The sequence below is a fragment of the Kitasatospora sp. NPDC034035 genome (assembly GCF_055575755.1).
The window spans coordinates 102,667-115,255 of record NZ_JBVISA010000005.1; the positions used below are offsets into that span (position 1 = coordinate 102,667).

Sequence of the window (12,589 nt, forward strand, 5' to 3'; positions counted from 1 at the left end):
ATCCGGCCGTACCGGTCCTGAGAGGCATGATGCCCAGGTTCGGGCAGGTCGATACCCGGCGGAGCGGGCCGGGGTGGGGCGGAGGAGGATGGTGGGAGAAGCGAGGAAAGGGGAGCCGCTGTGAAGGATCCGGTGCTGGTCTTCGATGGGGACTGCGCGTTCTGTTCGTCCTGCGTGCGGTGGGCGGAGCGTTACCTGCGGCAGACACTGGCCTCGGGGGGCTGGGAGGCGGTGGCGTTCCAGTTCGCGGACCTCGGGGCGTGGGACGAACACGCGGGCGGCCGGGGCGAGGTGTCGGCCGAGCGGGCGGAGCGCGAGGTGTTGTGGGTGACGCCGACCGGGCGGGTGTACGGGGGCGCGCAGGCGGTTGCGCGGTTGCTGATGCGCTCCGGTGGGGTGTGGGCGTACCTGGGCGCGGTGTTGACGGCGCCGCCGGTGCGGCCGGTGGCGGCTCTGGCGTACCGGTGGGTGGCGCGTAACCGGCACCGGATGCCGGGGGGTACGGCGGCGTGCGCGCTGCCGAACCGCAAGGCCGTCCAGCCGTAGGTCCGTCCGGCCGTCGGTCCTCCCGGCCGTGAGCCCGGTCGGCCGTAAGTCCGCCCGGTGGTAGGGCTGTTCAGCCGGTGTGGCGCTCGGCGAGGGCGGTCGGCATGGGTTCGTGGCGCAGGTAGGCGCGGGTGAACTCGGCGGTGCCGTGGGTGAGGGAGCGCAGGTCGACCGGGTAGCGGACGAGTTCGAGTTCGGGGACCTCGGCGCGCAGCAGGGTGAGGCCGGATCCGCCGGTCTCGGTGCCGAGGACCCGGCCGCGGCGGGCGGAGAGGTCGCCGAGGACGGCGCCGAGGTAGTCGTCGGGCAGCAGGATGCTGACGGCGGCGACGGGTTCGAGCAGGCGGATGACGGCGTGCTCGGCGGCGTCGCGCAGGGCGAGGGCGGCGGCGTTCTGGAAGGCCGCGTCGGAGGAGTCGACGGAGTGGGCCTTGCCGTCGGTGAGGGTGACCCGGACGTCGATGAGCGGGTATCCGGTGGAGACGCCCTTGGCGAGCTGGGCGCGGACGCCCTTCTCGACGGAGGGGATGAAGTGCTTGGGGACGGCGCCGCCGACGACGTGTTCCTGGAACTCGAAGCCGGAGCCGGCCGGGAGGGGTTCGACTTCGAGGTCGCAGATGGCGTACTGGCCGTGGCCGCCGGACTGCTTGACGAGGCGGCCGTGGCCGGCGGCGGCGGTGCCGAAGGTCTCGCGCAGGGCGACCTTGGGTTCGACGGTGTCGACGTGGACGTTGTGGCGGCTGCGCAGGCGGTCGAGGACGACTTCGGCGTGGGCCTCGCCGGTGCACCAGAGGACGAGCTGGTGGGTGTCCGGGTTCTGTTCGAGGCGTAGGGCAGGGTCCTCGGCGGTGAGGCGGTTGAGGGCCTGGGAGAGCTTGTCGTCGTCGGCCTTGCTGTGGGCTTCGACGGCGATCGGGAGCAGGGGTTCGGGGAGGGTCCAGCCGTCGAGTTCGACGGGGTGGCCGGGGTCGTGGACGGTGTCGCCGGCGCGGGCGGTGGTGAGTTTGGCGGCGCAGACGAGGTCTCCGGCGACGGCGTGCGGGACGGGGCGCTGGAGTTTGCCGAACGGGCTGGTGAGGGCGGTGACGCGTTCGTCGCCGTTCTGGTCGGCGGTGTGGGCGGGGCCGACGAGATGGATCTTGGTGTCGGGGCGCAGGGTGCCGGCGTACACGCGCAGCAGGCTGATCCGGCCGACGTAGGCGTCGCCGGTGACGCGGACGACCTGGGCGGCGAGCGGGGCGTCGGGGTCGCAGGCCGGGCCGGGGCGGGTGCGTTCGGTGGGGTCGGGGAAGGTGTGCGCGATGAGGTCGAGGAGTTCGGCGGCGCCGAGGCCGTTCTCGCTGGTGGGGACGGCGGGGTGGAGGGTGCAGTCGAGGACTTCGCGGCGCAGGCCGGCTTCGAGGGCGTCGGCGTCGAGGGTGTCGCCGGCGAGGTAGCGCTCCATCAGGGTGTCGTCCTGGCCGGAGATGGCCTCGACGAGGCTGTCGTGGGCGGGGCCGGTGTCGGGGAGCGGGGTGGCGTCGCCGTAGGTGTCGCCGGTGAGCAGGTCGACGCTGCCGTCGGGCCGGCCGTCGTGGAGGACGGGCAGGAAGAGCGGGCGGAGGGTGTCCGGGCCCAGGTCGAAGGCGTCGTGGCAGGCGGTGAGGATGTCGTCGAAGCCGGTGCGGGCGACGTCGAGTTTGGCGACGGCGATGGCGCGGGGGATGCCCTCGGCGGCGCATTCGCGCCACAGGGCGCGGGTGGGGGCGGTGACCGGGTCGGTGGCGGAGACGACGAAGACGGCGGCGTCGGCGGCGTGCAGGGCGGCGCGCAGGTCGGCGGTGAAGTCGGGGTGGCCGGGCGGGTCGATCAGGTTGATCTTGACGCCCTTCCACTCGAGCGGCAGCACGGAGAGCTGGACGGAGCGCTGCTGCTGGTGCTCGATGTCCTCGTGGTCGGAGACGGTGGTGCCGTCGGTGACGCGGCCGGCCCGGCCGGTGGCTCCGGCGGCGTGGGCGAGGGATTCGGCGAGGGTGGTCTTGCCCACACCGCTGGGGCCGATGAGGACGACGTTACGCAGGTCCCGGGGGCCGGTGACGGCGGGTGCCTGGCCGGCTCGTACCGTGCTGCGGTCGGGCATCGGGGTCTCCTCCCGTGGCGCCGAGGCTGTCCATCGCAGTCTAGGGTCGGGTGTCGCGGTGGCGCGTGTCGTACGGCCGGTCGGTGACCGTACGTGTGCGTGCGGTCGCGGGCGCGTCGTTCGGCGGTGCGTGCGGCGGAGCGTGTCGTCGGCGTGGCTACGATGGGTGCGCCGGACGGGCTGATTCGTTCGGCCGTCTGCCGCGTGTGTTGCGCCAGGCGGGTATCTGGGAGATCGGAGCGGCTGGGAAGGCCATGCTCAACAAATACGCGCGTGCCTTCTTCACACGTGTTCTGACCCCGTTCGCCGCGTTCCTGATCCGGCTGGGCGTGAGCCCGGACGCCGTGACGCTGGTCGGTACCGCCGGTTCGGTGGCCGGTGCGCTGGTGTTCTTCCCGCGTGGGGAGTTCTTCTGGGGCACCATCACGATCACGCTGTTCATCTTCTCGGACCTGGTGGACGGGAACATGGCCCGTCAGCTGGGCCGGACCAGCAAGTGGGGGGCGTTCCTGGACTCCACGCTGGACCGGGTCGCGGACGCGGCGATCTTCGGCGGCCTGGCGATGTGGTACGCGGGCAAGGGGGACGACAACCTGCTGTGCGCGGTGGCGATCTTCTGCCTGGCGAGCGGTCTGGTGGTGTCGTACACCAAGGCGCGGGCGGAGAGCCAGGGCCTGCCGTGTGACGTGTCGGGGCTGGTGGAGCGGGCCGAGCGGCTGGTGGCCAGCCTGGTGGCGGCCGGGGTCGCGGGTCTGCACACGTTCGGCGTGCCGTACGTGGAGTGGCTGCTGCCGGTGGCGTTGTGGCTGGTGGCGGTGGGCAGCCTGGTGACGGTGTTCCAGCGGATGCTGACCGTGCGCCGGGAGGCGTTCGAGGCCGACCGAGCGGCGGCCGGGAGCTGATGGGGGGCGTCCTGAGGTGACCGACCGATTGGTGTACTGGGCGTACGCGCTGGGGTGGGGGCTGCTGAAGCACCTGCCGGAGTCGTGGGCGCGGGGGCTGTTCGACCGGCTGGCGGACTACGCGTGGCGCAAGCGCGGCAAGCGGGTGCGGCAGCTGGAGGCGAACCTGCGCCGGGTCCGTCCGGGGCTGGACGAGGCCGCGCTGCGGTCGTTGTCGCGGGCCGGGATGCGCTCGTACCTGCGGTACTGGATGGAGTCGTTCCGGCTGCCGGTGTGGAGCCGGGAGCGGGTGGCGCGGGACGTCCAGGTGGAGGGCTTCGAGCACCTGCGGGCGCCGCTGGAGGCCGGTCGGGGCGCGGTGATAACGCTGCCGCACATGGGCAACTGGGACCTGGCGGGCGCCTGGGTGGCGCAGCAGGGCTATCCGTTCACCACGGTCGCGGAGCGGTTGAAGCCGGAGCGGCTGTTCGACCGGTTCGTGGCGTTCCGGGAGGGCCTGGGCATGGAGGTCCTGGCGTTGACCGGCGGTTCGGTGAACGTGATCGGCACGCTGGCGCGGCGGCTGCGCGAGGGCCGGCTGGTGTGCCTGGTGGGGGACCGGGACCTGTCGGAGGCGGGCATCGAGGTGTCGTTCTTCGGTGAGGCGACCCGGATGCCGGCCGGTCCGGCGGCGCTGTGCCGGCGGACCGGGGCGGCGCTGCTGCCGGTGACGCTCTGGTACGACGGCCCGGTGCTGCGGGCGCGGATCCACCCCGAGGTGGCGGTGCCCGAGGAGGGCGACCGCAAGGAGGGGACGCGGGCGATGACCCAGGCGATGGCGGCCGTGTGGGAGCAGGGCGTCCGCGAGCACCCGCAGGACTGGCACATGCTGCAGAAGTTCTGGCTGGCCGACCTTGCGGTCCGTGAGACGGTGAAGGAGCCCTCCGCGGTGCGCGCGGAGGCGGCCCCCGAGCCCGCGGCCGAGGCCTCCGGGTCCTGAGTCCGGCCCGTACGACTGTCCGAAGGAGCTTGAGGAATCCGTGAAGATCGGCATCGTCTGCCCGTACGACTGGGACGTCCCCGGTGGGGTGCAGTTCCACATCCGGGACCTGGCCGAGCACCTGATCGGCCTGGGGCACGAAGTGTCGGTGCTGGCGCCGGCCGAGGACGACGAGGCGCTGCCGCCGTACGTGGTCTCGGCCGGGCGGGCGGTGGCGGTGCCGTACAACGGGTCGGTGGCGCGGCTGAGTTTCGGGATCCTGTCGGCGGCGCGGGTGCGGCGGTGGCTGCACGACGGGCGTTTCGACATCCTGCACGTGCACGAGCCGGCCTCGCCGAGCCTGTCGATGCTGGCGGCCTGGTCGGCGACCGGGCCGATGGTGGGGACGTTCCACACCTCCAACCCGCGCTCGCGGGCGATGATCGCGGCCTCGCCGATCCTGCAGCCGGGCCTGGAGAAGATGCGGGCCCGGATCGCGGTGTCGGAGTACGCCCGGCGGACCCTGGTGGAGCACCTGGGCGGGGACGCGGTGGTGATCCCGAACGGCGTGGACGTGGGCTTCTTCGCGGACGCAGAGCCGGACGAGCGCTGGATGGGCCACGCGGCGAAGGGGGAGCCGGGCACGATCGGCTTCATCGGCCGGATCAACGAGCCGCGCAAGGGCCTGCCGACGCTGCTGGCGGCGCTGCCGGGGATCCTGGCGCAGCGGCCGGGGGTGCGGCTGCTGGTGGCGGGTAAGGGCGACGAGGAGGAGGCCGTGGCGGGCCTGGCGCCGGAGGTGCGTCGGCAGGTGGAGTTCCTCGGCATGGTGAGCGACGCGGAGAAGGCCCGGCTGCTGCGCAGCGTGGACCTGTACGTGGCGCCGAACACCGGTGGCGAGAGCTTCGGGATCATCCTGGTCGAGGCGATGTCGGCGGGTGCCCCGGTGCTGGCGAGCGACCTGGACGCGTTCAAGCAGGTGCTGGACGGCGGGGACGCCGGCGAGCTGTTCCCGGTGGAGAACGCGGAGGCGCTGGCCCGTACGGCGCTGCGGCTGCTGGGCGATCCGGCGCGGCTGGAGGAGCTGCGGGTGGCGGCGTCGCGGCATGTGCGGCGGTTCGACTGGTCGACCGTGGGCGCGGACATCCTGTCGGTGTACGAGACGGTGACGGCGGGGGCCGCGGCGGTGGTCGAGGAGGACGAGCGCAGCGGGCGGCGCGGCCGGTTCGGGCTGGCCAGGGACTGATCCGGGGCCGCGGCGGGGGCGTGGTCGGCCCCGGTGTGGGTGGGGTTAGGGTCGGGCGACCGTATCGCTTCACTGCATGGGGGAAACCGATGCCGCACATCTCCGTCGACTATTCGGCCGGCCTGGCCGGCGGCTTCGACCGCCGGGCGCTGGGCCTGGCGATCAACCGGCTCGCCGAGGAGACGATCGACGCGAAGCCGGAGTCCTGCAAGACGCTGTTCCGGCAGAGCGAGGAGCTCGTGGTCGGCACGAGCGGGACCCCGTCCGACGTCCAGGTGTACGTCGAGGTCCAGATGTTCCCGGGCCGCACGCCGGAGGCGAAGGCGGCGCTGGGCGCGGGTGTCCTGGCGCTGCTGGCCGAGCACGTGAAGCCGGCGCCGGGCGCCCGGCTGTTCACCGCCGTCAACCTGGCGGACATCGAGCGGGAGAGCTACCGGAACGCGGTCGTGGCCGGCTGACGCCGGTCGGGCCGGCCGGTGACACCCGGTAACGTAGCGGCCCGTGACTACCTGGATCTGGGCCGCCGTGGCCGTGGTGCTCTTCGGCATGTACCTGAGTTGGACGGCCGGTCGCTTGGACCGGCTGCACGCCCGGATCGACGCCGCGCGGGCGGCGTTGGACGCGCAGCTGGTCCGCCGGGCCTCGGTGGCCATCGAGCTGGCGACGTCCTCGCTGCTGGATCCGGCGGCCTCGCTGCTGCTGCTGGACGCGGCGCACGCGGCCCGGCAGGCCGAGGACGAGCATCGCGAGGTGGCGGAGAGCCAGCTGAGCCTGGCGCTGCGGGCGGTGCTCGAGGAGCCGGAGCAGGTGGCGGCGCTGGTGGCCGAGCCGGGCGGCGATGACGCGGTTCGTGACCTGACGGCCGCGGTGCGCCGGGTGCCGATGGCCCGCCGGTTCCACAACGACGCGGTGCGGGCGGCGCGCGCGGTGCGCGAGCACCGGCTGGTGCGGTACTTCCGGCTGGCCGGGAAGGCCCCGTTCCCGATGGCGTTCGAAATGGACGACGCCCCGCCGCCCGCTCTCACGCCGGAAGGGGCGCCTGCTTAGGGTGTCCACGGATACGGCCCGTTTGTCGTATCCCTTCGCCCTGGCTGGACTCGGTGGCGCATGGAGGGGCCACCCGTTCCGCCTACCATAGGGCGATAGCACTGGTTCATCTTCGAGTGAGGTCTCACGTGTCCACCACCCCCACCACCGCAGACCAGCCCCAGATCGGCACCGCCCGGGTCAAGCGGGGCATGGCCGAGCAGCTCAAGGGCGGTGTGATCATGGACGTGGTCAACGCCGAGCAGGCCAAGATCGCCGAGGACGCCGGCGCGGTGGCCGTCATGGCGCTCGAGCGGGTTCCGGCCGACATCCGCAAGGACGGCGGCGTGGCCCGCATGTCCGACCCGAACATGATCGAGGAGATCATCGCCGCGGTCTCCATCCCGGTGATGGCCAAGTCCCGCATCGGCCACTTCGTCGAGGCCCAGGTCCTGCAGTCGCTCGGTGTCGACTACATCGACGAGTCCGAGGTGCTCACCCCGGCCGACGAGGTCAACCACTCGGACAAGTTCGCCTTCACCACCCCCTTCGTCTGCGGCGCCACCAACCTGGGCGAGGCCCTGCGCCGCATCGCCGAGGGCGCGGCCATGATCCGCTCGAAGGGTGAGGCCGGCACCGGCAACGTCGTCGAGGCCGTCCGCCACCTGCGCCAGATCAAGAACGAGATCGCCAAGCTGCGCGGCTTCGACAACAACGAGCTGTACGCCGCCGCCAAGGAGCTGCGCGCCCCGTACGAGCTGGTCAAGGAGGTCGCCGAGCTCGGCAAGCTGCCGGTCGTGCTGTTCTCCGCCGGTGGCGTGGCCACCCCGGCCGACGCCGCGCTGATGCGCCAGCTGGGCGCCGAGGGCGTCTTCGTCGGCTCCGGCATCTTCAAGTCGGGCGACCCGGCCAAGCGCGCCGCCGCCATCGTGAAGGCCACCACCTTCTTCGACGACCCGAAGATCATCGCGGACGCCTCCCGCAACCTCGGCGAGGCCATGGTCGGCATCAACTGCGACACCCTGCCGGAGACCGAGCGCTACGCCAACCGCGGCTGGTAGTCGCCCCGCAGGTTCCGAGGGCCCGGGCCCGCCCCAGCGCTTCGGCGCTGCGGCGGGCCGTGCCACGTACTTCCGTAGTAACGATCGATTGAGGTTGAAGACCGTGAGCACTCCAGTCATCGGTGTCCTCGCCCTGCAGGGCGACGTCCGCGAGCACCTGGTGGCGCTGGCCGAGGCCGACGCGCTCGCCCGTCCGGTGCGCCGTGCGGAGGAACTGGCCGAGGTCGACGCGCTGGTGATCCCCGGCGGGGAGTCCACCACCATGTCCAAGCTGGCGCTGCTGTTCGGCGTGATGGACCCGGTGCGCGAGCGGGTCGCCGCCGGCATGCCGGTGTACGGCACCTGCGCGGGCATGATCATGCTGGCGGACAAGATCCTGGACGGCCGCGAGGACCAGGAGAGCGTCGGCGGCATCGACATGACGGTGCGTCGCAACGCCTTCGGCCGCCAGAACGAGTCCTTCGAGTCCGGGATCGCCTTCAAGGGCCTGGACGACGCGCCGGTGCACGGCGTCTTCATCCGCGCCCCCTGGGTCGAGGCGGTCGGCGCGGGCGTCGAGGTGCTGGCCGAACTGCCCGCCGCGGACGGTCCGGACAGCCGGATCGTGGCCGTGCGCCAGGGCAACCTGCTGGCCACCTCGTTCCACCCGGAGCTGACCGGTGATCACCGGGTGCACGCGTACTTCGTCAAGATGGTCGAGGAGCACCTCGCGGCGGCCGCGCGCTGAGCGCGTCCTGACAGCGTGCTGACCGTGTGCGCCTTACCGGTGACGACACCGGTAAGATCTCATCTGTTCATTTCCCTTTGGCGACGTAAAGGAGCTGGCGATGTCCGGCCACTCTAAGTGGGCTACCACCAAGCACAAGAAGGCCGTGATCGACGCCAAGCGCGGCAAGCTCTTCGCCAAGATGATCAAGAACATCGAGGTGGCGGCGCGCACCGGCGGACCCGACCCGGCGGGCAACCCGACCCTCTACGACGCCATCCAGAAGGCGAAGAAGAGCTCGGTCCCGATCGACAACATCAACCGCGCCGTCAAGCGCGGTGGCGGTCTGGAGGCCGGCGGCGCCGACTACCAGACCATCATGTACGAGGGCTACGGCCCGAACGGTGTCGCCGTCCTGATCGAGTGCCTCACCGACAACCGCAACCGCGCCGCCTCCGACGTGCGCGTCGCGATGACCCGCAACGGCGGCTCGATGGCCGACCCGGGCTCGGTGTCGTACCTGTTCACCCGTAAGGGTGTCGTCATCGTCCCCAAGGCCGACGGCGTGGACGAGGACAAGCTGTTCGAGGTCGTCCTCGACCAGGAGCCCGAGGAGATCAACGACCTCGGCGACTCGTTCGAGATCGTCTCCGAGGCCTCCAAGATGGTCGCCGTGCGCACCGCGCTGGTGGACGCCGGCGTCGACTACGACTCGGCCGAGGCCAACTTCCTCCCGAGCATGCAGGTCGAGCTGGACGTCGACGGCGCCCGCAAGATCCTCAAGCTGATCGACGCCCTCGAGGACAGCGACGACGTGCAGAACGTCTTCGCCAACTTCGACATCTCCGACGAGGTCGGTGCGGAGCTCGACGCCGAGTGATCCTCGGCGGCTGATCCTCGCTGAGTGATCGTTCTCACTGCCCGGCCCGGTGGTCCCAGGACCGCCGGGCCGGTGTCGTCGGTCGGGTTGTCGGACCCGGACGGTAGCCTTCGCAGGTCGGAGACGGAAGGCGGGGCGAGTGGTGCGGGTACTGGGTGTGGACCCGGGGCTGACCAGGTGCGGGGTCGGCGTGGTCGAGGGCGCGCCGGGCCGGCCCCTGCGGATGGTCGGGGTCGGGGTGGTTCGCACCCCCGCCGAGGCCGAGATCGGGCAGCGGCTGCTCCGGATCGAGGAGGGCATCGAGGCCTGGCTGGACGAGCACCGGCCCGATCTGGTCGCGGTCGAGCGGGTCTTCGCCCAGCACAACGTGCGCACCGTGATGGGCACCGCCCAGGCCAGCGCGGTCGCGATGCTCTGCGCCACACGCCGCGGCATCCCCGTCACCCTGCACACCCCCAGCGAGGTCAAGGCGGCCGTCACCGGCTCCGGCCGGGCCGACAAGGCCCAGGTCACGGCCATGGTGCAGCGCCTGCTGCGGCTGGACGCCCCGCCCAAGCCCGCGGACGCCGCCGACGCGCTGGCGCTCGCGATCTGCCACATCTGGCGCGGCGGGGCGACCAACCGCCTGGAGGCCGCCGTCCGGGCCGCCCGCGCCACAACGCGCTCCACCCCCGTGAAAGGAACCTTCCGGTGATCGCCTTCGTGCAAGGGCCCGTGGCGGCCATCTCCTCCGGGCTCGCGGTGGTCGAGGTCGGCGGGGTGGGCATGGCGGTGCAGTGCACCCCGAACACGCTGGCCGGCCTGCGCCTGGGCGAGCCGGCCCGGCTGGCGACCTCCCTGGTGGTCCGGGAGGACTCGCTGACCCTGTTCGGCTTCGCGGACGACGACGAGCGCGCGGTCTTCGAGATCCTGCAGGCCGCGCCGGGCGTCGGCCCCAAGCTGGCGCAGGCGATCCTCGGCGTGCACAGCCCGGACGCGCTGCGGGCCGCGGTCGCGAACGGCGACGAGAAGGCGCTGGTCGCCGTCCCGGGCATCGGCAAGGCGAAGGCGGCCAAGCTGCTGCTGGAGTACAAGGACAAGCTGGGCGCCCCGCACGGCTCGGTGCCGGCGCAGAAGCCGGTCGCGGCCGGCCCGGCGCCGTGGAGCGAGCAGCTGCACTCCGCGCTGACCGGCCTCGGCTACGCCCCGCGCGAGGCGGACGACGCGGTCGCGGCCGTCACCCCGGAGGCGGAGGCCCAGTCGACGCCGGACGTCGGCGCCCTGCTCCGACTCGCGCTGCGCGGCCTCAACCGCGCCCGCTGAGGCCATCTGACGATCTGTCCGTTTGTCGACTCTGGAGACTTGGGAGCCCGTAACGATGTACGACTCGGAACCCGCCGACCGGCTGGTCACGGCCGCCGCCGACGGTGAGGACCAGGCGGTCGAGGCGGCGCTGCGCCCCAAGCTGCTGGACGAGTTCATCGGTCAGGAACGGGTGCGCGAGCAGCTGTCCCTGGTGCTCCAGGCCGCCCGCAAGCGCGGCAGCGCGCCCGACCACGTCCTGCTGAGCGGGCCTCCCGGGCTGGGCAAGACCACCCTGTCCATGATCATCGCGGCCGAGCTGGGCGCCCCGATCCGGATCACCTCCGGCCCGGCCATCCAGCACGCGGGCGACCTCGCGGCGATCCTCTCCTCGCTCACCGAGGGGGAGGTGCTCTTCCTCGACGAGATCCACCGGATGTCCCGGCCCGCCGAGGAGATGCTCTACATGGCGATGGAGGACTTCCGGGTCGACGTGATCGTCGGCAAGGGCCCGGGCGCCACCGCCATCCCGCTGGAGCTGCCGCCCTTCACGCTGGTCGGCGCCACCACCCGGGCCGGCCTGCTGCCGCCCCCGCTGCGTGACCGCTTCGGCTTCACCGGCCACATGGAGTTCTACGCCCCGGCCGAGCTGCAGCGGGTGGTGCACCGCTCGGCCGCGCTGCTGGACGTGGAGATAGACACGGCCGGCGCCGCCGAGATCGCCGGGCGCTCGCGCGGCACCCCGCGCATCGCCAACCGGCTGCTGCGCCGGGTCCGCGACTACGCGCAGGTCCGGCACGACGGCCAGGTCGACGCCGGGATCGCCGCCCAGGCGCTGGCCGTCTACGAGGTGGACGCCCGCGGCCTTGACCGGCTGGACCGTGCGGTGCTGGACGCGCTGCTGCGGCTGTTCGGCGGCGGACCGGTCGGTTTGTCGACACTCGCGGTCGCGGTGGGGGAGGAGGCCGAGACGGTCGAGGAGGTCGCCGAGCCCTTCCTGGTCCGCGAGGGCCTGCTCGCCCGGACTCCGCGCGGGCGGATCGCCACCGCCGCCGCCTGGCAGCACCTCGGCCTGACTCCTCCGGCGCACACCTCGCGGGCGCAGACCCCGCCGCTCCAGGCGACCCGCGGCGGCGTCCCGCCCCAACCGGAGCTCTTCCCGGCCGACGAAAGTTGACCGTCATCGGCTGAACGGGTGAGCCGTACCGGGCCGTCCCCGCCCGTGCAGCCGCCGCACCGCAAGGAGGAGTCACGAGGGAAGCCCGGGGAATCTGTGCAGGCGGAGGCTCGCCACTTTCGGCAACAGGATGCGATGCTTGGCGTTGTCCGATCGATTCGGGGTTGCATAGACTCCGCCGGACCGCCCCTCTCACCTGACGGGCCGACCAATACCACACAGGCCGCCGGCCGGCGGCCCGTAAAGGACCCTGGCTGCAGTGAACCTCATCATCCTTCTCCTCCCGGTCGTCGCGATCGTGCTCATGTTCCGATCGCAGAAGAAGCGCCAGCAGCAGCAGCAGAGCATGCAGACCGCGCTGGAGCCCGGGGCTGGAGTGCGCACCATCGGCGGTCTGTACGCCCAGGTGAAGGCGGTCAACGAGGAGACCGTCGAGCTGGAGATCGCGCCCGGCGTGGTCACCCACTTCACCAAGAGCGCGATCGCGGCCGTCCTGGACCCCCAGGAGTACGACGCGATCATCAACGGTCGCCCCGCCGACGACGAGCTTCCCGAGCCGGAGGCCGAGGACGCCGACGCCGAGCCGGTCGAGGACAAGCCGCTGTCGCTCACCAAGGACAGCGCCGAGAAGGGCGACGTCGAGGGCGGGGCTCCCGCGAGCAAGTAGTACGGCCGGGCAATCCGCTC

14 protein-coding genes are annotated in these 12,589 nt (G+C 72.3%); 13 read left to right on the forward strand and 1 reads right to left on the reverse strand.

Features of this window, described 5'->3' with window-relative positions:
• Positions 1-120 precede the first annotated feature (120 nt).
• Positions 121-546 (forward strand): thiol-disulfide oxidoreductase DCC family protein, encoded by a 426-nt coding sequence (locus ACZ52J_RS09100; RefSeq protein WP_465617040.1) that lies wholly within the window; start codon positions 121-123, stop codon positions 544-546.
• Between the two features lie 70 nt (positions 547-616).
• On the opposite strand, the gene ACZ52J_RS09105 is transcribed toward ACZ52J_RS09100, so the two are convergent.
• The gene (locus ACZ52J_RS09105) at positions 617-2,665 is read right to left on the reverse strand and encodes an elongation factor G-like protein EF-G2 (RefSeq protein ID WP_465617042.1); all 2,049 of its coding nucleotides are present in this window, start codon (positions 2,663-2,665) and stop codon (positions 617-619) included.
• 254 nt (positions 2,666-2,919) lie between these two features.
• On the opposite strand from ACZ52J_RS09105, the gene pgsA reads away from it, so the two are divergent.
• From pgsA to yajC, 12 genes are all read left to right on the forward strand, one after another.
• Positions 2,920-3,567, forward strand: coding sequence for a phosphatidylinositol phosphate synthase (pgsA, locus tag ACZ52J_RS09110; RefSeq protein ID WP_360498541.1), 648 nt, complete (start codon positions 2,920-2,922; stop codon positions 3,565-3,567).
• A 16-nt stretch (positions 3,568-3,583) separates the two neighbouring features.
• Entirely contained in the window at positions 3,584-4,546 is a 963-nt protein-coding gene (locus ACZ52J_RS09115; protein ID WP_465617045.1) for a phosphatidylinositol mannoside acyltransferase, read from the forward strand.
• A 40-nt stretch (positions 4,547-4,586) separates the two neighbouring features.
• Positions 4,587-5,771 (forward strand): glycosyltransferase family 4 protein, encoded by a 1,185-nt coding sequence (locus tag ACZ52J_RS09120; protein WP_465617047.1) that lies wholly within the window; start codon positions 4,587-4,589, stop codon positions 5,769-5,771.
• 89 nt (positions 5,772-5,860) lie between these two features.
• Entirely contained in the window at positions 5,861-6,229 is a 369-nt protein-coding gene (locus tag ACZ52J_RS09125) for a 5-carboxymethyl-2-hydroxymuconate Delta-isomerase (RefSeq protein WP_360498459.1), read from the forward strand.
• An 88-nt stretch (positions 6,230-6,317) separates the two neighbouring features.
• Positions 6,318-6,818 carry a hypothetical protein gene (locus ACZ52J_RS09130; protein WP_360498543.1) on the forward strand — a complete coding sequence of 167 codons (501 nt, stop codon included), beginning with the start codon at positions 6,318-6,320 and terminating at the stop codon, positions 6,816-6,818.
• 128 nt (positions 6,819-6,946) lie between these two features.
• The gene (gene pdxS / locus ACZ52J_RS09135; RefSeq protein ID WP_030300161.1) at positions 6,947-7,858 is read left to right on the forward strand and encodes a pyridoxal 5'-phosphate synthase lyase subunit PdxS; all 912 of its coding nucleotides are present in this window, start codon (positions 6,947-6,949) and stop codon (positions 7,856-7,858) included.
• 103 nt (positions 7,859-7,961) lie between these two features.
• Positions 7,962-8,585, forward strand: coding sequence for a pyridoxal 5'-phosphate synthase glutaminase subunit PdxT (gene pdxT, locus ACZ52J_RS09140; RefSeq protein ID WP_360498461.1), 624 nt, complete (start codon positions 7,962-7,964; stop codon positions 8,583-8,585).
• Positions 8,586-8,685: 100 nt separating this feature from the next.
• Entirely contained in the window at positions 8,686-9,444 is a 759-nt protein-coding gene (locus ACZ52J_RS09145; protein ID WP_350521269.1) for a YebC/PmpR family DNA-binding transcriptional regulator, read from the forward strand.
• A 142-nt stretch (positions 9,445-9,586) separates the two neighbouring features.
• Positions 9,587-10,138, forward strand: coding sequence for a crossover junction endodeoxyribonuclease RuvC (ruvC, locus tag ACZ52J_RS09150; RefSeq protein ID WP_465617421.1), 552 nt, complete (start codon positions 9,587-9,589; stop codon positions 10,136-10,138).
• Complete coding sequence (gene ruvA / locus ACZ52J_RS09155; RefSeq protein WP_465617050.1) at positions 10,135-10,746, forward strand: Holliday junction branch migration protein RuvA; 612 nt, start codon at positions 10,135-10,137, stop codon at positions 10,744-10,746. The genes ruvC and ruvA overlap by 4 nt, the downstream gene beginning before the upstream one ends.
• A 55-nt stretch (positions 10,747-10,801) precedes the next feature.
• Positions 10,802-11,902, forward strand: a complete 1,101-nt coding sequence (gene ruvB, locus ACZ52J_RS09160; protein ID WP_465617052.1) for a Holliday junction branch migration DNA helicase RuvB — start codon at positions 10,802-10,804, stop codon at positions 11,900-11,902.
• Between the two features lie 259 nt (positions 11,903-12,161).
• Positions 12,162-12,569 (forward strand): preprotein translocase subunit YajC, encoded by a 408-nt coding sequence (yajC, locus tag ACZ52J_RS09165; protein ID WP_360498469.1) that lies wholly within the window; start codon positions 12,162-12,164, stop codon positions 12,567-12,569.
• The last annotated feature ends 20 nt before the right edge of the window (positions 12,570-12,589 follow it).

What these genes read in the sequence shown, in the direction of transcription:
- pgsA (WP_360498541.1), top strand. Translation starts at nt 2,920, where the DNA reads ATGCTCAACAAATACGCGCGTGCCTTCTTCACACGTGTTCTGACCCCG.
- ACZ52J_RS09145 (WP_350521269.1), top strand. Translation starts at nt 8,686, where the DNA reads ATGTCCGGCCACTCTAAGTGGGCTACCACCAAGCACAAGAAGGCCGTG.
- ruvB (WP_465617052.1), top strand. Translation starts at nt 10,802, where the DNA reads ATGTACGACTCGGAACCCGCCGACCGGCTGGTCACGGCCGCCGCCGAC.
- ACZ52J_RS09105 (WP_465617042.1), bottom strand. Translation starts at nt 2,665, where the DNA reads ATGCCCGACCGCAGCACGGTACGAGCCGGCCAGGCACCCGCCGTCACC.
- ACZ52J_RS09130 (WP_360498543.1), top strand. Translation starts at nt 6,318, where the DNA reads ATGTACCTGAGTTGGACGGCCGGTCGCTTGGACCGGCTGCACGCCCGG.
- ACZ52J_RS09125 (WP_360498459.1), top strand. Translation starts at nt 5,861, where the DNA reads ATGCCGCACATCTCCGTCGACTATTCGGCCGGCCTGGCCGGCGGCTTC.